The 18,939-nt window shown below is 62.4% G+C and carries 16 protein-coding genes and 1 tRNA gene; 3 read left to right on the forward strand and 14 right to left on the reverse strand.

Annotated features, from left to right (window positions below; all coding sequences use genetic code 11):
• Positions 1–159 precede the first annotated feature (159 nt).
• Both IWX78_RS14795 and IWX78_RS14800 read right to left on the reverse strand, forming a co-directional pair.
• A complete protein-coding gene (locus IWX78_RS14795) occupies positions 160–1,080 on the reverse strand; it encodes a LysR family transcriptional regulator (protein ID WP_334684784.1) in 921 nt (306 codons plus the stop codon).
• Between the two features lie 218 nt (positions 1,081–1,298).
• Positions 1,299–1,646 carry a hypothetical protein gene (locus IWX78_RS14800; RefSeq protein ID WP_196834413.1) on the reverse strand — a complete coding sequence of 116 codons (348 nt, stop codon included), beginning with the start codon at positions 1,644–1,646 and terminating at the stop codon, positions 1,299–1,301.
• Positions 1,647–2,115: 469 nt separating this feature from the next.
• Here IWX78_RS14800 and IWX78_RS14805 point away from each other — a divergent pair, with 469 nt between their 5' ends.
• Together IWX78_RS14805 and IWX78_RS14810 are read left to right on the forward strand one after the other, a co-directional pair.
• A complete protein-coding gene (locus IWX78_RS14805) occupies positions 2,116–4,881 on the forward strand; it encodes a helix-turn-helix transcriptional regulator (RefSeq protein ID WP_196834414.1) in 2,766 nt (921 codons plus the stop codon).
• Positions 4,882–5,104: 223 nt separating this feature from the next.
• Complete coding sequence (locus IWX78_RS14810; RefSeq protein ID WP_196834415.1) at positions 5,105–5,590, forward strand: GNAT family N-acetyltransferase; 486 nt, start codon at positions 5,105–5,107, stop codon at positions 5,588–5,590.
• A 152-nt stretch (positions 5,591–5,742) separates the two neighbouring features.
• Here IWX78_RS14810 and IWX78_RS14815 read toward each other — a convergent pair whose 3' ends face one another.
• The 4 genes from IWX78_RS14815 to IWX78_RS16465 form a co-directional block, all read right to left on the reverse strand.
• Positions 5,743–7,401, reverse strand: a complete 1,659-nt coding sequence (locus tag IWX78_RS14815; protein ID WP_196834416.1) for a cation:proton antiporter — start codon at positions 7,399–7,401, stop codon at positions 5,743–5,745.
• Positions 7,402–7,464: 63 nt separating this feature from the next.
• Positions 7,465–8,091 carry a pyridoxamine 5'-phosphate oxidase family protein gene (locus tag IWX78_RS14820; RefSeq protein ID WP_196834417.1) on the reverse strand — a complete coding sequence of 209 codons (627 nt, stop codon included), beginning with the start codon at positions 8,089–8,091 and terminating at the stop codon, positions 7,465–7,467.
• Between the two features lie 198 nt (positions 8,092–8,289).
• Positions 8,290–8,658, reverse strand: a complete 369-nt coding sequence (locus IWX78_RS14825; protein ID WP_196834418.1) for a RidA family protein — start codon at positions 8,656–8,658, stop codon at positions 8,290–8,292.
• Positions 8,597–9,061 carry a response regulator gene (locus IWX78_RS16465; protein ID WP_196834419.1) on the reverse strand — a complete coding sequence of 155 codons (465 nt, stop codon included), beginning with the start codon at positions 9,059–9,061 and terminating at the stop codon, positions 8,597–8,599. Before IWX78_RS16465 ends, IWX78_RS14825 begins: the two co-directional genes overlap by 62 nt.
• Positions 9,062–9,690: 629 nt before the next feature.
• On the opposite strand from IWX78_RS16465, the gene IWX78_RS16470 reads away from it, so the two are divergent.
• The gene (locus tag IWX78_RS16470) at positions 9,691–10,341 is read left to right on the forward strand and encodes a GAF domain-containing protein (RefSeq protein ID WP_442929260.1); all 651 of its coding nucleotides are present in this window, start codon (positions 9,691–9,693) and stop codon (positions 10,339–10,341) included.
• On the opposite strand, the gene IWX78_RS14840 is transcribed toward IWX78_RS16470, so the two are convergent.
• From IWX78_RS14840 to IWX78_RS14875, 8 genes are all read right to left on the reverse strand, one after another.
• Positions 10,294–10,695, reverse strand: coding sequence for a DUF302 domain-containing protein (locus IWX78_RS14840; protein ID WP_196834421.1), 402 nt, complete (start codon positions 10,693–10,695; stop codon positions 10,294–10,296). The genes IWX78_RS16470 and IWX78_RS14840 overlap by 48 nt on opposite strands.
• A 1,331-nt stretch (positions 10,696–12,026) precedes the next feature.
• Positions 12,027–12,098, reverse strand: a tRNA-Gln gene (locus IWX78_RS14845).
• A 57-nt stretch (positions 12,099–12,155) separates the two neighbouring features.
• Positions 12,156–13,085: an NAD(P)/FAD-dependent oxidoreductase gene (locus IWX78_RS14850; protein WP_196834422.1), complete on the reverse strand. Its 930-nt coding sequence runs from the start codon at positions 13,083–13,085 to the stop codon at positions 12,156–12,158.
• Positions 13,082–14,602 (reverse strand): glutamate--tRNA ligase, encoded by a 1,521-nt coding sequence (gltX, locus tag IWX78_RS14855; protein ID WP_196834423.1) that lies wholly within the window; start codon positions 14,600–14,602, stop codon positions 13,082–13,084. Before gltX ends, IWX78_RS14850 begins: the two co-directional genes overlap by 4 nt.
• Positions 14,603–14,630: 28 nt before the next feature.
• Entirely contained in the window at positions 14,631–15,866 is a 1,236-nt protein-coding gene (locus IWX78_RS14860; protein WP_196834424.1) for an MFS transporter, read from the reverse strand.
• 5 nt (positions 15,867–15,871) lie between these two features.
• Positions 15,872–16,630: a fumarylacetoacetate hydrolase family protein gene (locus tag IWX78_RS14865; protein WP_196834425.1), complete on the reverse strand. Its 759-nt coding sequence runs from the start codon at positions 16,628–16,630 to the stop codon at positions 15,872–15,874.
• A 39-nt stretch (positions 16,631–16,669) separates the two neighbouring features.
• Positions 16,670–17,779 (reverse strand): branched-chain amino acid aminotransferase, encoded by a 1,110-nt coding sequence (locus IWX78_RS14870; RefSeq protein ID WP_196834426.1) that lies wholly within the window; start codon positions 17,777–17,779, stop codon positions 16,670–16,672.
• A gap of 24 nt (positions 17,780–17,803) precedes the next feature.
• Positions 17,804–18,859 carry a 3-isopropylmalate dehydrogenase gene (locus tag IWX78_RS14875; RefSeq protein ID WP_196834427.1) on the reverse strand — a complete coding sequence of 352 codons (1,056 nt, stop codon included), beginning with the start codon at positions 18,857–18,859 and terminating at the stop codon, positions 17,804–17,806.
• Between the last annotated feature and the right edge of the window lie 80 nt (positions 18,860–18,939).

The following is an 18,939-nucleotide window of genomic DNA, read 5'->3' on the forward strand; positions in this document are numbered from 1 at the left end:
CGAGGCGGTGATCCTCCCAGAACTCGCCGCCGCATAAGCTAGAAGCACTGACCCGCACGGTGTCGAGAAATTCCACCACTCAGCGGGACGTCACCGATGGCGAGGTCGCCTGGGCTGTCTCCTTCGTCTCGGCGTCGCGTCGTTCCGACTCACCCAACGTCAGCCCACCAAGACGGCCGAAGCCTGACGCACGGCCACGTCCACCATCGCCAGAACGTCCCGGCTTGGAGAATTCCGGGCAAAGGCGACCACGACAACACTCGGCTCGAGCCCGTTCACCCGACAGTATGCCACGTCGGTTCGGGCATAAAGGGAGGCCATCGATGCCGGCAAGACAACGATGCCGTGTCGAGCTGCTACGCGCTCCATTGCCTCGAGCATTGACCCAGTTGAGTAACTCCGGGTGAGCCTTCGCGGCTGCGCACGATGGCCGCCTGGAGCGTAGAAAGCCGTGAGCTCGGGGACCGCCTCCGCGTCCTGAAGAAGACGAAGCTGGAGTAGGTCTCGGATCTCGAGATAGTCCAGCCGGGCCAGTGGATTGTCGGCGGGCATCGCAACGACTCGCGGCTCTTCGTAGAGGGGAATCAATTGGAGATCACGAGGGTCAATAGGTTGCCTAACGAAGCAAAGATCGACCATCCCGCTTCGCATCAGTTCGGTCGGGTCTTCGGGCTCGACGCTCATTAGGTCGACTTCCACTGCACCGTGTTGTTCGCTGAACTCCCTAACGATTGGAGCAACAGCTATACCCCGGTCAAAACCAACCGTGATGAGGGGCATGCGGATTGCTGCCTCAGCTATCCTGTCCCTGAGCTGGCCGGCGGACTGCAAGAGAGGCTCTGCGTCCTCGAGAAGTTGCCGCCCGGCGTCGGTAAGTTCTGTTCCGCGCACGGAGCGCGTGAACAACTTTGCCGCCATCTCCACTTCAAGTGATCTGATTTGCCGTGTCAACGCCGGCTGAGAGACATGAAGCACACCCGCGGCGCGTCTGAACCCCGAGCACTCGGCAACTGCTACAAAGTAGCGCAGCTTCCTAAGATCGACGTCAATGCTGTCCTCCTTTTTCTCCTCGCAACGAATTTGACCAGCGTGACGTCCAGCGACCGATCTTCGGGATCACTTCCCTGCCATTCTTGCTATCACGCGAAGACAATCGTCGCGCCGTCGACGCTCGGTTTTGTCCCACACCGTCGCGGTAGGCGCAGCGCACCGCGAACCGAGCGAGCCCGTGTCATTCGAGATGATGTGGACCGCTCCAGCCACGTACCCTGGCGTGTTATCGCATTTCGACGGAATGATCACGATTGACGTCCGACAGCGGGTTCACCGACAAATTGATGCCCTTCACGGGCGAGTTCTGACCAGAGTTCACGGTCACTCACGCGCACCCAGGTGCGACTAGTGATCCCGTCGCCGGTAAACGCCTCAGCAACCCCGCGGATACGGAGATCCTGAGCTCGTTCTACCGGCAGGTCGACCACTAGTTCAGAGCCGTGCAGGAATGCGAAGAGTTTCCCGTGAACGAGAAGCCCGCTGGGAGTCAGGTCGACATCGACGTCCTCGTCCTGCAGCAGTTCCAGGGCCACGATGCTGTAGACCGCTTTAGCGCTATCGCTTGTCGTCTGTGAGTCATCAGGTTGCGACACGTTCAGCTCCCGACGAATCCAAGGAGGTCGGCGTTAAATTGAGCCGTGTAGTGGCGGTGAGTACATGGGGCGTTCCAGGGTCGGCCGTAAGCGTGCAACCGTGCGAGAGCATGATAGTGCCCCCCTCGCCCGAATCTTTATAGTAGATCTCGGTTCCATGGTCGGTGGAGATCGTGCTCATTGTCGTCTTCTCCTTTGCTCTACAAGGCCTCAGCCATCGTCGTTTCAGCATCCCGGCCTCTGTGCGTGTCGCTTGCAACCGGTTGAACCAACAGCACCACACGAGGCCGGTCCTTCGAATCCGGGACAGCCCCAGTCGTGAAGCAATGTCCGTAGTTGTTGCTCCTGGTATGCGCCGCGGTTAGCATTGAGCTCCCAACCGTCACCCGAGAGCGGACCGGTAATGTGTTCAGCTAACGATTCCTGACATGAACTTCAGCGAGAACGCCATCCGTCACCGGACCAACCGATGACCAACCACATGGCGCCCTCGCATTTTGATGCGGCACCATTCTTCGGCCGCCACGAGGAGCGCCGGAATCTAGACGATCTCGTTTCTCTGATAGAAAACGGACTGAGCGGTGCCGTCGTTTTCTTGGGTGACCCTGGGGTTGGGAAAACCCGACTGCTGGAATGCCTACACGAGGCATCAGAGAGTGTCCGAACCATCCACCTGGTTGGGCTCGAGTCAGAAGTCCGGCTGCCGTTCGCGGCACTCCACCGCTTGCTGGAACCGCATTTCAATCGAATCGACCGGCTGCCCACCCCTCAGCGCGACGCTCTACTCATCACGTTCGGCATGCTCGATGGATCCCCGCCCGCGAGACTTCTCATCGGACTTGGAACTCTCAGCTTGCTGGCGGACGCCGCCACTGAGCAGCAACTGATCTGTGTGGTCGACGATGCCCAATGGCTCGACCGAGAGTCGCTGGGGACACTCGCTTTCGTCGCGCGACGCGTCCATGCTGACGGCATCGGTTTCGTCTTCGCGGGCAGAGAAAACCAACCGGAACTACAGGTGCTCGATGGTCTTGCGACGCATCACCTGGCGGGTCTAGGCACGTCCGACGCCAGCTCGCTGCTCAACGCGATCACGCCGCACAACATCAGTCCTTCAATCGCAGCGCGCCTGGTGACCGAGACTGGCGGCAATCCGCTCGCATTGGTTGAACTCGTCAAACAATTGACACCTGGCCAGTTGGAAGGTCAACTGCCTCTCCCTCAACGGCTGCTCATCGGCTCTGGACTGATCGACTATTTTCAACGCCAGGTCGAATTGCTTCCTGCGCAAACGCGCTCGCTTCTCTTGCTCGCATCGGCAATGTCGGATGAGAACGCGGCGTCGCTCTGGCGTGCGGCGACACTCATCGGCCTCTCGCCGGAGTCGATGGATGCCGCCGCACGCGTAGGGCTGATACGGGTCGACGATCGCGTCGCATTCCGGCACCCGCTTATCAGGTCCGCTGTCTATGGATCCGGCACACTAGACGAACGGCGAGCTTCCCATGCCGCTCTGGCAGCCATCGCCGACTTAGAGGACCATCCGGACCTGACAGCGTGGCACCGGGCTGCGGCAGTAGCAGCTCCGAACGAGGAGATTGCTGCTCAGCTGGAACGGTCCGCCGTCCATGCGGAACAGCGCGGGGGCCAGGCGGCGCAGGCCCTTTTTCTCGCGCGAGCCGCGGAACTTTCGCCAGGCAAAGATGACCGAAACATCCGCCTTTTTGCCGCTGCACAGGCCTATCTCGCTGCTGGAGATGGCGTCCAGGCGGATGCGCTCTTGGAGAAGGCAGCCACATGGCTCGGCTCCACAGAAATGCGCGTTGATCTCCAACGTCTACGCGCATCGATCGCTGTGTTCTTTTCCCGGCACAAGGACGCCCCCGCAATCTTGCTCGAAGCTGCTCGACACGTAGATCCAAATGAATCCGGAGTGATACGCGCGATTCTCTTCGATGCGCTACAAGCGGCTCTTGTTGCACGGGGCTACATCGTGGGACTCACTCCGGCGGACGTCGCTCTTTCAGTCCTTCATACACGCAGCCCGGAAAGGCCGAGTACCAAAGACCTACTTTTGGATGGATTCGCCGCACGCCTCGCAGTCGATTTCGAGACGGCAGCCCCCTTGCTCCGGGCGTCAGTGAAGCAACTCTTCACTGACGAGCAATCGGGCGCCCCGGAACTTCCCTCGATCATCCTCGGCTGGTTTGCGGCCGAGGATGTTTGGGATGACGAGGCTCTCAGATCGATGTTCGACCGTGCCGCTGTTATGTGCCGCCGTCACGGTGCACTCGGCGCGCTTCGTATTGCGCTCGCTGGCCTCTGCGTCAGTCAAGCGCTGGCGGGGCAGCTCGCCAAAGCGGAGCAGAGCTACTTCGAGGCCGCAGACATTTCGTCTTTGATCGGCGTCCCTCCGCCCGCAACAACGGGGGTGTTACTTGAGGTGCGGGCGTGGCAGGGTCGTGAACAAGAGAGTCGCGAAACTGCGGCTCTGACGTCAGCGTGGGGCAAAGAGCACGGCGCGGAGATCCTAGAGATCTTCTCGTGGTCCGGGTTGACGATACTCGAAATAGGACTTGGAAATTACTCGGCCGCGGCGAGATGGGCCAGGGAAATCTTCCGACGCGATCCGCCAGGGTTCGGCAATCGAATCCTTCCTGAGATTGTGGAGGCCTGCACTAGAACGGGCGAAACCGCATTCGCGCAGGAGGCGCTAGACCGGCTGAGTGAACGCGCTCGCGCGAGCGGGACGCCTTGGGCGAACGGCATGCTGGCACGATCGCGGGCTCTAATCGCCTCAGGTGAGGAAGCTGAGACGTACTATCTGGAAGCGATCGAGCATCTTGCGGCAACATCTGTCCACACCGAGCTGGCACGTGCCCACCTTCTCTTCGGAGAATGGCTACGGCGGCGAAAGCGGCGACGGGATGCACGGCTGCACCTCACCACCGCGCACGACATGTTCCTAGCTATGGGTGCGATGGCATTCGCGACCCGTGCTCGTTCTGAACTGCTCGCAACCGGCTACCAGTCGACAGTCGATACTCTCCAGTTGAGCCTAGGACTGACCTCTCAGGAGACTCAAGTAGCCCGATTGGCGGCGGCCGGCGCAATGAATGCTGAAATTGCAGAACAGATGTTCGTCACCACGTCGACGGTGGAATACCACCTCAGTAAGGTCTTCCGGAAGCTCGGTATTTCGTCGCGCCGCCAGCTCACGAGCATGCTCCAATAAGGTCGACCTTTTCGATGGCCAAACGCTTGTGCCTTACCGGATTCCCAAGTGGCGGATTGAAATATGCACCCGAGCGGCCCGTGGGCACAATGTCTTCCCAGTTCGCTGGTCCCGCGGTCCCGGCACCGCAACGGTCCAAGATCGCGCAGATACAATTTGTACGATCACGTCTGGGCTGTGAGCAATGGCTTCGTGTGATTCACAGCGCGAAAAAGAGAGCTTCATGAAAAAGATAAATATAGAAGCCGTCCCCTGGGCGGATGATCGGGCTGTATCGCTCCGAGAGGTGCTACAGGAAGACCTCTACCGCCGGTACGCAAGCCATCTGCAATCGAGCCCAGACCGGGAAGCTGCTCTCAACGCCTTGAGTATGAGTCCAGATGACGTGCTAGCAACCGTAATCGCGATTTCGGAAGAATCTGGACCGGTCGGCCATGCAGCTCTTCGTTCTTTGAACGGCGAGTGGGAAGTTAAGCGCGTCGTGGTTCTCGAGAGCGAACGCGGCAAAGGGGTCGCTCGCTTGCTTATGGCGAAGATCGAAGAAATCGCCAGGCGCAACGGCGCCTCGCGCGTCATTCTTCAAACTGGAGATGAGCAGCCCGAGGCTGTGGCTCTTTACTTAAGACTTGGTTATCAACCCATTCCGGTGTACGAGCCATACGCAACCGCCATCCCTTTTTCCTCCTGCTTCGAGAAGCGTCTGGCGTAACCATCAGCACCAATCTGGCGGCGGGTTTATCTGGAATACGTCCGCCGCTAGAGCGGTGTCATGAAGGGTTCGATATCCACACCAACGACTTAAAGCCGCCAGAACGGGATCCATTTTCGCTTGGGCCGCGGCAGCATCCGGCTCGCGCGCGGTCATGGTATTGTCCGTTCCTCGGAGATATCGTCTTCAGGCCGGCGTTGATGACGTGAGGACGTCCGCCCGTCCCGCGGAGTCAGTTCTTGCTCCTCCGCTGCTGTGCGCACGGCGGCCTCCTCGGCGTCTATGATTCGGAGCACGGCTATGACTGCTGCTTCCGGGTAGCGGTGTTGGGAACGTGCCTTGATGGTCGCTTCCCACTCGGCTTGAATCATGTGACGACGCAGGCGCCTATGACTGTCTGAAAGGGACTCCTGGGTGGGATCTTCGTGTTGACGTTGAAGCGAGGACGCGGCCAGGGCTGAAGACGCTCGCAACTGTGAGACGACTCGTTCATCGTCTGACTCGGAAATTTCGGCTTCCAGTCGCATCAGTCCAGCTGCTCGAACCTCGGACAGCAGTGCTTGCGCCTCCATGCGCTCTTGGGCGGGATTGGGTGGCTCTATGTGGAGAAGACGCACTAGGCCAGATATGGCAGTTGACCCGAATATCGTGGCGACTACGACGACGAAAGCAAGGAACTGAAGAAACTCGCGATCGGTTGTGTCCGGAGGAAGCAGAAACACTGCCGCAAGGGTAACCACACCTCTGACGCCAACTGATGAGATAACCAGAGCGTTCTTCCACTCCACGTTCTGTTCGCGAAGTCGACCCGGCCCCACGCGGAACACCCATGCGACCGTGAACACGAATGCGAATCGCGCGATCACAAGCGCTAGAAGAATGACGGTGCAGATCAGGGTGGATGTCCCGAGTTCGTATCCGGCACGCGCTGCGCCAGCCACGATGCCAGAGAGATTCATCCCGATGAAAAGAAAGACTGCGTTTTCGAGGATGAACTGTACGGTGCGCCAATTGACCGACTCGGCAGTCCTTGCTTCGGCCGTTTGAATCAGCGGGGACCAGTACCCGAGGATCAGTCCGGCGACTACCACGGCGAGGATGCCGGAGCCGTGGATCGCCTCGGCCGCCAAGAACGCTAGATATGGAGTGATCAGAGCCAGGCTGGTGTCGAGAACGGCGGAGCGAATCCGCGAGCGGATCATCGACAAAAGCCATCCGATGACCGCGCCCAGAACGACACCAGCCAGCACCGCGAGAACGAATTCACCGACGATTGACCAGGGTGTCAGGATTCCGGCCATGGCAAGAATGGCCGCGTTTAGAGCAACCAGGGCTGCCGCGTCGTTCAGGAGGCTTTCTCCTTCGAGGATTGTGATCACGCGGCGCGGCAAACCGATTCGTCCCGCCACAGCTGTGACCGCCACTGTGTCGGTCGGGGCAACCACAGCGGCAAAGGCAAATGCTGCAGCAAGCCCAATGGTGGGAAGCAAAAGCGCCGCGGTGAAGCCAACTACAACAACCGTCGCTGCCACCGTGCCGACCGACAGAATCAGGATGGTGTCCCGTCGGATTCGAATGTCTGGGAAGTAGGTCTGGCGAGCTGCAGCGAACAACAGCGGCGGAAGGAGCCCGTAAAGTACGAGTTCCGCCTCAACGTGAACCGAGGGTACCCCCGGAATGAAGGAGGCGATTCCACCGATGCCAACAAGCATCAGCGGTGTGGGCCAGCCGATGCGTCGACCCAGTCCTGTCATGGCGACAGTTACCAGCACGAATGCCACGATCCAACCGATGGCTGCGGGCGTGCTCATTGCCCCGCCTCGCCGCCACATCGGGTCGTTGGCATTCCTTCTTTGTCCAACCGCTCGAGTGGGTCAGTGCGCCTGGGATCGTAGCGTCGCATTTTCGGCTTCCAATTCTGCGATGCGGTCACGAAGGGGGATTAGTCGTTCCTCGACCTGGTCCACCGTGAGCCGCCGAGGAATGTGTTGAGGGCAATTCCAGTCGTAAGCCGCCACAGTCACGACGATGGCGGCTTCGATCACTGCGTCGTAATCTTTCACGGCCAGCGAAGCGACTAGGTCCGGCTCGTCTTCCGTGCGCACAACCCTCGCCGTGCCGAACAGTTTGAGACGTCGACGAGTCAAGTAGTCAACAGCTATGAACGCCACCCGTTCGTCGCCCACGAGGTTGCCAGTCGAGACATGTTGAAGGTTGCCCTGAAAGTCCGCCCATCCGATGGTGTTCGGATCTAGAGTCTTGATGAAGCCTGGTCTTCCTCCACGAAATTGGACATAGGGCCACCCACCCGACCCGACTGTCGCCAGGTAGAAACCGTCTCGTTCACCAAGGAACTTCTTTTCTCTGGGCCCAAGCGGGTCAGGGCCCTCCGCGGCGCTACCTCGTTCCGCCACCCGCGTGTAGAACTCGGCGCTGCCGTAGTGTTGCTGTGTCCGGCGTACGTCGTCTGTGAAGGCGATGCAGCCGTACTGCGTGCTCATGACTGCCGCCGGGTGCGCCATCCGGCGGCCGGACTTGGTGTGTCTTCCAAGCTGATTCGTGTGAGCGTAGGCGCAACCTGTGGCGTTTCTTGCATGACTTTTCCTTCCCGAGCCTGCGGCCGATTGCCCGTTGAACTCGAGCTGTTGAGTTGTTGGGAAGACTCGAATACAAACGAACTCGAGACGAGGACGACCAGGCTAAGCCTGCGGCACGACTGCCATGCAGTCGATCTCTACTCCGTAGCCGGGAAGAGATGCCCCGACCGTTGTTCGGGCAGGTAGCCGCGCGCCGAATGCGCTTACGTATGCTTCATTGAACTCGGCGAGGTCGGCAAGATCGGCGAGATAGACGCCGCATCGGACGATGTCTTCAAAAGATGCGCCTGCTGACTCCAGAACCGCGGCGATGTTTTCCAGTACGACAGTGGTCTGGATGCCGATCGGCCCGGTGAAAAGCTTCCCGCCACGCATCGGGGTGTGTCCGGATACGAACACGAACCTACCGTCAGCAATGACCGCTGAGACGTATGGTCGGTCGTTGGCCGCTCCCATTCGGAAGAACTTCATATCGCAACCCCTTCACCTTGTTTCTTTTGCGTCTATTGGCCGACACTTGCATTTGCGGCCTCCCGGATGAGATCCACGACTGGTCAAGAGGTCGATGGCGTGCTCCACCTCCGCATATGAAGACAGCACCATGATTTCCGATCTCGGGAAAGGCCGCACGGACCTCTTTTGCGGCATCCAGCCCTTCTCTGGTGTGAGTCGGGGGCATCCGAATGTCGATGATCAGTAGGTCCGGTGCTCGCATTCGGATGAGCTCAAGCAACTGCTCTGCATCCGAGGCTTGTGCGGCGACATCGAAGCCAGCCCGACTCAATAAGCTCGTCAGTCCCTCCCGCAACAACACGTCGTCGTCAACGATTATCACCCGAGGCAGGGCAGCCTCGCCTGCTTGTCCTAAAGACATATGGCGATTATCGAGCTGGACCCTTCGACAATGTAAGGGCCAAGCTGATACCGAGATTGCATCGTCCTTCGGCCATGGCCGACAACACGTCCGTTCACGCAGCGAATGCGCCAGCCGCGTGTGCCCCGCCTCTCGACATATCCGGGTTCTGGAGGTGAACTATACGGCGAAGCATAGTTCTATTCGAAGGAGGCACGCAGATGTCGTCTCTCGATGATGATGCGCCCAGTGGTGAACCAGCGGCGCTCCGAGCGGCTGTCGGGCTTCTCGCGAATGGTGCTTCGTCGAGGGTCGTGCTCGAGACAATCGCCCGCCACGAGGCTGCAGCGCTCGGTCCGAACTACTTAGAGATACTCCAATTTCGAGCGCGCAGAACGCACAGGAGTGGTGGCAGCTTGGGCAAGCCAGGAGGACGGCATCGTTGACCTCGACCGCTGGGAGCTGGCTGATGACAGCCTTGCCCGTCGGGTCGAAGCTACCTGTGCCCCAGCGCGAGACGACCGCAAGGTTTCGAAGACGAAAGTCCCAACCGACGCCACCGCTGAACGATCAGGCATCACCTCCTCTGTCGGTGTGCCGATTCTGGTAGGCAATCAGGTGGGGGGCGATACTCGTCCACGCCGTTGGGAATGAGCCGTTACCACCTGAGACAGAATCCAGACTCACGGGCTTCAACGAACTCATTGCGTCCGCCATCGCCAACAGCCGCATCTAAGCGGAGATCCAAGAATTGGTCTCCGACGAGAGAGCGCTTTTTGCGGGTCGCCGAATTGGTGGCTCGGGGGGCCACTCCAGACGACGTATTCGCTGCAGTTGTAGAGGAGCTGGGGCGCGTCGTTCATGTTCAGGGTGCGAAATTGCTTCAATACGACGCTGCTGACACAGCCACATTCGCAAGTTGGGGGCCGCTACAAGCCGGCATATCGACCGGATCCCGGTTGAGTTCGAAAGGCACAAGCGTCACCGCTCAAATACGGAAGACCGGGTTGCCGGCGAGGGTGGATGACGACGCTCCCGTAAGCGGTGACATCGGCGCCTCTCAGCGTTCAGCGGGGACGCAGTCCGCTGTCGGCGCACCTTTCTTCGTGGGAGGGCGTCTTTGGGGCGCTGTGATTGTTGGTTCCCTCGCACTACGCCCGTTGCCCGCTGGCACAGAAGACCGCATAGGGAAGTTTGCGGACTTAATTGCGATCGCGATTTACAATCTTGAGAGTCGCGCGCCACCGAAAAAACTACGACTGCACAGATGTTTCCAGCTCGGACGCGAGCTGTTTCATTAGTTCGGAGAGCTTCTCGGGCACACCTGCATGTATGGAGAATTTGTACAACGTGCCGAGTGAGACTGGGTCGCGGTAACCGACATTTGTCGCTCCATCTTCGTCCCACAACAGCAATCGCATCGGTAGATCGATCCCCGCTCGAGGATCGTCCATCATCAGCCCGGTCCCGACGGCAGGATTCCCGAACAGCACGACCAACTCATCGGGTATCTCAAGGCCCGCCGACCGGGCAGCGGCGGCATGGTCGATGGTCGCGAACACCGTGATCCCGCGGCTCCGCAGCGCGCTGTGAAGTCGTGCCGTCGCTTCGGCGACACTACCTGGGACACGCCGCACAATCCATTGCTCGTCCATCAGCACCCTTCTCTCTCGTGCCCCACGCTACGACCGCTTCGCTCAGACGGGCACGAAGGCTTTCTCCAGTTTCTCGCCCATGGTGAAATGCTCCGCACACGCTCACTCGCCGCACCGTCTAGATACGCCTTATGCGTCGCTGCCTAACCTAGGGTGCTCCGATCGTAGACGAACCGACTGGGACCTGCTCGAGTCCGACGCAGCTCGTTTCGGAGTCTGTCGACTGACCGGAGCTCTTCCTCATCCAGCTCGCAGCGGGAGGGGTCCGGCCTGGCGCGGCAGCCTCCTTCACGGCATCACGGTCGCCCAGAGGATTCTGCGACACCGAAGCGTCGGCACGACAATCAGTGCGCATGTCGAACCAGACATCCACGCGCCTGACGCGCGGAACATCACCGAACGGATAAGCCGCTAGAAGCACGAAGACAAGCCTCGTCTGAACACGTTCCGGGGGGCGGCTTTTGCTTTTTGTCGGTCGCCGCTCATTCGACGCTAATCGACGTCTATTCGACGAAAAGTGGAGCTAGAACCGATGAGAATGGATGACCACCGATGAGGAACGTGACGACAAGTGTTCCCTGTCGGTTATTCCATTGACGTGTGGCTTCGGCGTGATTATGCAGGAGCACGCGTCACGGCCCCGGGATTTCGGAGCTGATTTAGTCTGATGCAGTTTGTAAAGTTTCTGCTACTGCGGGGTACCTGGACTCGGTTTTCGGTGCATTTCTGCCCATGGTGCCAAGGTTTCATTCGACCGGGCCAGCGGCGCGTCGCCCCGCTACCCTCATGGCGGGCTCGGGTCCGCGACCCTCACCCACGTGTAGACGTCGACGTGGTCGCCGTTGAGCACGAACCGGGTCAGACCGCCGGGCCCCATCAGCGGGAGGTCAGCGACAGTATCACGGCCTTCGGCGGAACACCCTTCGGCCCAGATCCCCTCGTTCAACCCCTGGACGGGGTGGGCTACGAGCAGGCAGGTGGTGCCGTAGCGAGATTCTCCGCTCCAGATGCTGAGTTTCCCGAAATTCTCGTAGCGCCGCATTTGATCGGAACTGAGACCCAGCCGGTTGAGGCGTTCGCAAACGCGTGAGGTGTGCCTCAACCCGACGTGTCCCTTCCCCACAGAACGCCAGGCAGCCTCGCTATGCGGTGCCGTTCCTATGAAACGCCGAAGGAACGCGGCGGCGGTCACGAGACCTCAGACCCCGGGCCCGGGGCTGCCGACCGCGCAGACTGTGACAAAAACCCTGTGATCAGCCCGGTTGCGTCGGGGCAGGTCCGAATCTACCGGGACACAACAAAACCCCCGCATGAGCGAGGGTTTTCTACTGCTGGGGTACCTGGACTCGAACCAAGAACAAATGAACCAGAATCATCCGTGTTGCCAATTACACCATACCCCAATGGCCAAAAGCATTGCCCCGGCCGAGTGTCAACTGTAGCCTAACGGCGGCTTACTCTCAAATTGAGCGAGCCTCCGCGAAGACCGTGTCACGGATGATCGTCGCAGACACCTGAGCGCCCTCCCCCGCAGCCACGATGAGCTGCTCGGGCCCTGGCGGAGTGATGTCGCCAGCGGCATATAGGCCGGGAATCGACGTCCGTCCGGCGGCATCCACGATGAGCAGACCGTCCTCGTCGGTGTCGGCGCCCAGAGCGCCGAGGTAGTCCAGAGCCGCCGTCCAGCGTGGGCGTACGAAGCCTGCAGTACGCGGCACGACCTCGCCGTCCTCCAGTCGAAGACCGGTGAGCTCACCTCGGTCGCCGACGATTTCAGCCACGACGCGACGCTCGACCCGGATGCCCCGGGCAGCAAGCATCCGCTCGTTGTCGTCGGTCACTGTCGCGACCCCGTTCGTGAAGGCGATGATGTCGTCGCTCCACAGGGCGACCATCAGCGCACGCTCGACGAGGTCGTCGGTCTCGCCGATCACGCCCAGCGCTTCGCCGGCCTTTTCGTAACCGTCGCACTCGTAACAGCTGTGCAGCGCAGTGCCGTAGTACGCCCGCAGGTTGCCGATCGCCGGCAAGGTCTCGCGGAGCCCGGCGGCGACGAGGACGCGCGTCGTGGTGACATCACGGTCGGGCGCGCCACGCACGCCGGATGCCGTGACGCGGAATCCACCGTCGACGGCGGTCACGCTGTCGACGAGGGCGAACTGCACGTCGGCGTCGGCATATGACGTGACTTCGTCGCGTCCCATCCGCCGGAGTTCAAGCGGTGAAATCCCGTCGCGGGTAAGGAACCCGTGCGAATGCAGCGTGGCGGCGTTCCGAGGCCGGTTGCCGTCGAGCACGAGCACACGCTGGCGTGCACGGACGAGGTTCAGCGCAGCCGAGAGACCTGCAGGTCCCCCGCCGACCACGACGACATCGACTGGCGCGGTCATGCGGCCAGGTGGGCCGACAGCCGCGACAGACGGGCGAGCGTGTCCGACTTGCCCAGGATGTCCATCGATTCGAACAACGGCGGTGACACGCGGCGACCGGAGACGGCGACGCGGAGTGGGCCGTAGGCGATCCGCGGCTTGAGCCCGAGTCCCTCGATGAGCGTCGCGGCGAGGGCCGCCTGCACGCTCTCGTGGTTCCAGTCCGATTCGGCGACCGAATCGAGTGCGGCGACGGATGCCGTGAGCACCTCGTCGGAGTTCTGCGGGAGGCTCTTCAAGGCGTCTTCCTGGTACTCGATGCCCGCGACATCCGTGAAGAGGAAGCCGAGCATCCCAGGCGCTTCGCCGAGCAGCCCGATGCGCTCCTGCACGAGCGGCGCGGCCGCCGTGAGGATCGTCTGCTGCTCATCGCTGAGCGGCTCGGTGAGGATGCCCTCGGCCACGAGATACGGAATGGTGCGTTCGGCGAAGTCGGCGACATCGAGCAGGCGGATGTGGTCACCGTTGATCGACTCCGCCTTCTTCAGGTCGAATCGCGCCGGGCTCGGGTTCACGTTGACCACGTCGAACGCCGCCACCATCTCGTCGAGCGAGAACACGTCGCGGTCAGCGGAGAGACCCCAGCCGAGCAGCGCCAGATAGTTGACGAGCCCCTCAGGGATGAACCCGCGGTCGCGGTGGTGGAACAGGTTCGACTCGGGGTCGCGCTTCGACAGCTTCTTGTTGCCGTCGCCCATGACATACGGCAGGTGACCGAACCGGGGCACGAAGGTCGTCAGTCCGATGTCGATGAGCGCGTGGTAGAGCGCGATCTGGCGCGGCGTCGACGGCAGCAGGTCTTCACCGCGGAGCACGTGGGTGATACCCATGAGCGCGTCATCGACGGGGTTCACGAAGGGGTAGAGCGGATGCCCGTTCGGGCGGACGACGACGAAGTCGGTGAATGAGCCGGCTGGGAAGGTGATCTCACCACGCACGAGGTCGTCGAAACTCAGGTCGGAGTCTGGCACCTTCAGTCGGAGCGCAGGCTGGCGTCCCTCGGCGCGGAAGGCATCCTTCTCAGCGTCGGTGAGGTCACGGTCGAAGTTGTCGTAGCCGAACTGTTTGGGGCGACCGGCGGCGGCGTTGCGCTCGTCGATCTCTTCGGCGTTCGAGAAGCTCTCGTAGACGTGCCCGGCTTCCATCAGCCTGTCGATGACACCGCGGTAGATGTCCGACCGCTGCGACTGGCGGTACGGGCCGTGGTCTCCCCCGGCGCCCTCCCCCTCGTCCCAGTCGAGCTTCAGCCAGCGCAGTGCCTCGATGATGAGGCCGTAGCTTTCCTCACTGTCGCGGGCGGCATCCGTGTCTTCGATCCGGAAGACGAGTTTGCCGCCGGTGTGCCGCGCGTACGCCCAGTTGAACAGGGCTGTTCGGATCAGACCGACGTGCGGTGTGCCGGTCGGCGACGGGCAGAATCGGACGCGAACGTCGGAGCCGGTGGCCGTTGAGAAGAGGGAGGTAGTTGCGCTTGACATCACCGGCAATCCTAGCCGTTGCGCAGCCTCAGGGCGCGGGACGGCGGCTGACGAGCACGGCGCCGACGAGCACAGCCAGCACGAATGCTCCTCCGGCGACAGCGAGACCGTTGAAACCGATGAGGGCGAGTGTCGGGCCGGCCAGCGCTCCCCCCACTGCTCCTGACAGGTTCATCAGCGTGTCGGTGATGCCCTGCACCCGCGGGCGGCGGAGCGGTGCCGTCGACTCGGTGACGAGAGCAGACCCGGCGACGGTCGACGCGCTCCAGCCCAGCCCGAGGAGGATCAGGCCGACGGTGACGGCCGTGGTCTGTTCCGCGCCGAGGGCGATGGTGACGAGGGCAGCCGCGAAGAGTGCCTGGCCGAGGAGGATCACCGGCACCCGGCCCACACGGTCCGCGAGGATGCCGAATACAGGCGACAGCGCGAACATCCCGGCGACGTGCAGGCTGATGGTGAGGCCGATGATGGTGAGTGTCGCCCCGTGGTGAAGCAGGTGCACCGGGGTCATCGACATCACCGCGACCATCGTCGCGTGGCTCAGCGCCACCGTGAGAATCGCGAACCGTTCACGTGCACGTGACTCGTGTGCGGCGATCGCCGGTTTCGCCGTTGCATCCGCTGACGCACCGATTGCGCGTGCCAGAAGAAGCGGATCAGGCCGGAGGGCGATCAGATACACGGCAGCGGCCAGCACCTGCGCCGTGATGCCGAACAGGAACGGACCGCTGAGCGGCACGAGGCCGAAGATCCGGCCGATCGCATCGCCGGGTTCGAGCAGATTCGGGCCGACGACGGCACCGAGGGTTGTCGCCCAGACGACGAAAGAGAGATCCCGGCCGCGGGTGCGGTCGGTCGCGAGGTCGGTCGCCGCGAATCGGGCCTGGAGCCCGACGGCGGAGCCGGTGCCGATCAGTGCCAGAGCGAGCAGCAGGAGCGGAAAGCTGCGGGCGGATGCCGCGGCAATCGTGAGCGCGGCACCCATCGCTGAGACGAGTGCTCCACTGCTCAGCGCGACTCTGCGCCCGCTGCGAACCGCGAGCCGGGCCAGCGGGATCGCCGCGAGAGCGGCGCCGAGCGTCGACATCGTCGCTGCCATCCCCGACCAGGCATCCGATCCGGAGATGTCGGCGGCGAGCAGGGCTCCGAGCGAGAGAGTCGCCCCGATCGCGAATCCGCCGAGCACCTGACCGGCAGACAGCAGCCACACGGTGCGGCGCTGCAGTGCGGCGAGCTCAGTGGCTCCGGTTGCGCCCCCGCTCATGAGCGTCAGGCGGCGGTGTTGCGCAGGATGCCGAGTCCGGAGACCGCTACCTCGACCGTGTCTCCGGCGACGATGGGCCCGACGCCTGCGGGCGTCCCGGTGAGGATCACATCGCCGGGCAGCAGGGTGAAGACCGCGGAAGCGTAGGCGATGATGTCAGCGACCGAGTGGATCATGTCGGACAGCGGAGCCTGCTGGCGCACGTCACCGTTCACGCGCGTCTCGATCGTCGCACCGTCGAAGGAGAACTCGGTGTCGATGACGGGGCCGAGCGGGCAGAAGGTGTCGAAGCCCTTCGCCCGGGTCCACTGGCCGTCCTTCTTCTGCAGATCGCGAGCAGTCACGTCGTTGCCGATCGTGTAGCCGAAGATCACGCTCTCGGCATCCTCGGGGCGCACGTTCCGCGCCACCGAACCGATGACGACGGCGAGCTCGCCCTCGTGCTCGACACGCTCAGACAGTGCTGGCAGCACGATGCGGTCGTTGGGCCCGATCACCGACGTGTTCGGTTTGAGGAACAGGAGCGGCTCAGCGGGAGCCTCCCCCCCCATCTCCTTGGCGTGATCGGCATAGTTCTTGCCGACGCAGACCACTTTGGAGCGCGGGATGACCGGGGCGAGGAGTACGGCATCCGCCAGCGGCACCCGTTCGCCGGTCGTGTCGAACCCGCCGAACATCGGGTCGGCGGCGAGAACGACGAGGTCTGACTCGTCGATGATCCCGAAATTGATGACACCGTCAGAACTGAATCGCGCTATTTTCACGAGTCGAGCCTAGCCGGTGTGTCGAGCGCGCGCCCGGTGTCAGCCGTCGAGTCGCACGAGCCAGCCGTGACGGTCGTCGACGCGACCGTATTGGATGTCGGTGAGTTCTCGGCGAAGAGACATCGTGAGAGCCCCCGGTTCGGCGTCGGCGGAGCCGATCGAGAATTCGGACGTCTTCAGCTCGCCGATCGGCGTGATCACCGCTGCGGTGCCGCAGGCGAAGACCTCGGTGATCTCGCCGGACTCCATTCCTCTACGCCAGTCCTCGACGGTCACCGGGCGCTGGTCGACCGTGTAGCCGCGGTCTTCAGCGAGCTGGATGATGCTGTCACGGGTAACACCTTCGAGGATGCTGCCGGTGAGCTCCGGCGTGACGATCCGCTTGTCCTTGTGGACGAAGAAGATGTTCATCCCGCCGAGCTCTTCGATGTGAGCGCCGGTTTCGGCGTCGAGGAAGAGCACCTGTGCGCAGCCGTTCTCGGCGGCTTCCTGCTGCGGGAGAAGGGATGCCGCGTAGTTGCCGCCGCACTTCGCCGCTCCGGTTCCGCCGCGACCCGCCCGGGTGTACTGGGTCGACAGCCAGATCGAGACCGGCTTCACACCACCGGAGAAATAGGCCCCTGCGGGGCTTGCGATCACGTAGTAGCCGACCTTCTGGGCGGCGCGCACACCGAGGAACGACTCGTTGGCGATCATGAACGGACGCAGGTAGAGGCTGGTGTCATCTCCGGACGGAACCCAGTCGATGTCTGCGGCGGTGATCTGGCGCAGTGATTCGAGGAAATCCTCGACGCTGAGTTCGGGCAGTGCGAGACGTCGGGCCGACCGCTGGAACCGTTCGGCGTTCTTGTCCGGCCGGAAGGTCCAGACCGAGCCGTCGGCGTGCCGGTACGCCTTGAGCCCCTCGAAGATCTCCTGGCCGTAGTGCAGCACCGACGATGCCGGGTCGAGTTGGAGCGGTCCGTACGGCTGCACGCGGGCATCGTGCCAGCCGTCGTCGATCGTCCAGTCGATGGCGACCATGTGGTCGGTGAAATGTTTGCCGAATCCGGGGTTCGCGAGGATCTCTTCCCGCTTCGCTTCTTCGACGGCCGACGCTGTGGGGCGCTGTTCGAATGCCAGGGGGAAGGATTCGGTTGCGAGGGTCATGTTCGTTCCTTTGACTGAGGGAATCTAGTGTGCGCCGAGTGCTGCGACGATCGCATCCCCGACATCCGCCGTCGAGCGGGTGCTGCCGGTCCTGGCAGCGATGTCGGAGGTGACCGCGCGGGTGACCGCTGCTGATTCGTCGGCGAGACCGAGGTGTTCGAGCAGGAGGGCCACCGAGAGGATGGCGGCGGTCGGGTCGGCCACCTGTTGTCCGGCGATGTCCGGGGCGGATCCGTGGACCGGCTCGAACATGCTCGGGAAGGTGCCGTCGGGGTTGATGTTGCCCGAGGCCGCCAGGCCGATGCCGCCGCTGATTGCGCCGGCGAGGTCGGTGAGAATGTCGCCGAAGAGGTTGTCCGTGACGATGACGTCAAATCTAGCAGGGTCGGTGACGAGGAAGATGGTCGCCGCATCGACGTGCAGGTAGTCGACGGCAACGGCGGGGAACTCGGCGGCGACTGCACGCACGATCCGCTGCCAGAGGCTCCCGGCGAACGTCAGCACGTTGGTCTTGTGCACGAGAGTGAGGCGACCACGGCGAGCGGATGCCTGTGCAAACGCGAACCGGACGACCCGTTCGACTCCGTATGCGGTGTTGACCGACACCTCGTTCGCGATCTCGTGCGGTGTTCCCTGCCTGATGGCACCACCGTTGCCGACATACGGGCCTTCGGTGCCTTCACGCACGACGACGAAGTCGACGGCTCCCGGGTCGGAGAGCGGACTCGGCACGCCGGGGTAGATGCGTGTCGGGCGCAGGTTCACGTAGTGGTCGAGGGAGAAACGGAGCTTCAGCAGCAGGCCGCGCTCGATGTTCGCGTCGGCCAGTCTCGGGTCGCCCGGCACGCCGCCGACCGCTCCGAGGAGGATGGCGTCGTGAGTGCCGATCGCCGCGAGGTCCTCATCGGTGAGCACGTCGCCCGTCGCGAGGAATCGCGCGGCGCCGAGCGAGAATTCCGTCGAATCGATGGTGACATCGCTGCCGGCCGTTGCGGCATCCAGTACCTTGACGGCCTCGGCGATGACCTCGGGGCCGATCCCGTCTCCGGGGATGACCGCAAGCTTGACCTGACGCGACATGAACGCTCCATCTTCGGCACGAGTGTGGGATTTCAGACCCGTTCAGCCTATCGCCCGGCGTCTGGGCCCGACGCACGCGT

The organism is Mycetocola sp. CAN_C7 (assembly GCF_015752285.1).
Taxonomy (GTDB): Bacteria; Actinomycetota; Actinomycetes; order Actinomycetales; family Microbacteriaceae; genus Mycetocola_A.

Coding starts and splice junctions, on each gene's coding strand:
- IWX78_RS14805 (WP_196834414.1), top strand. CDS start 2,116: ATGACCAACCACATGGCGCCCTCGCATTTTGATGCGGCACCATTCTTC.
- IWX78_RS14810 (WP_196834415.1), top strand. CDS start 5,105: ATGAAAAAGATAAATATAGAAGCCGTCCCCTGGGCGGATGATCGGGCT.
- IWX78_RS14815 (WP_196834416.1), bottom strand. CDS start 7,401: ATGAGCACGCCCGCAGCCATCGGTTGGATCGTGGCATTCGTGCTGGTA.
- IWX78_RS14820 (WP_196834417.1), bottom strand. CDS start 8,091: ATGAGCACGCAGTACGGCTGCATCGCCTTCACAGACGACGTACGCCGG.
- IWX78_RS14825 (WP_196834418.1), bottom strand. CDS start 8,658: ATGAAGTTCTTCCGAATGGGAGCGGCCAACGACCGACCATACGTCTCA.
- IWX78_RS16465 (WP_196834419.1), bottom strand. CDS start 9,061: ATGTCTTTAGGACAAGCAGGCGAGGCTGCCCTGCCTCGGGTGATAATC.
- IWX78_RS16470 (WP_442929260.1), top strand. CDS start 9,691: ATGAGCCGTTACCACCTGAGACAGAATCCAGACTCACGGGCTTCAACG.
- IWX78_RS14840 (WP_196834421.1), bottom strand. CDS start 10,695: ATGGACGAGCAATGGATTGTGCGGCGTGTCCCAGGTAGTGTCGCCGAA.
- IWX78_RS14850 (WP_196834422.1), bottom strand. CDS start 13,085: ATGACCGCGCCAGTCGATGTCGTCGTGGTCGGCGGGGGACCTGCAGGT.
- gltX (WP_196834423.1), bottom strand. CDS start 14,602: ATGTCAAGCGCAACTACCTCCCTCTTCTCAACGGCCACCGGCTCCGAC.
- IWX78_RS14860 (WP_196834424.1), bottom strand. CDS start 15,866: ATGAGCGGGGGCGCAACCGGAGCCACTGAGCTCGCCGCACTGCAGCGC.
- IWX78_RS14870 (WP_196834426.1), bottom strand. CDS start 17,779: ATGACCCTCGCAACCGAATCCTTCCCCCTGGCATTCGAACAGCGCCCC.
- IWX78_RS14875 (WP_196834427.1), bottom strand. CDS start 18,859: ATGTCGCGTCAGGTCAAGCTTGCGGTCATCCCCGGAGACGGGATCGGC.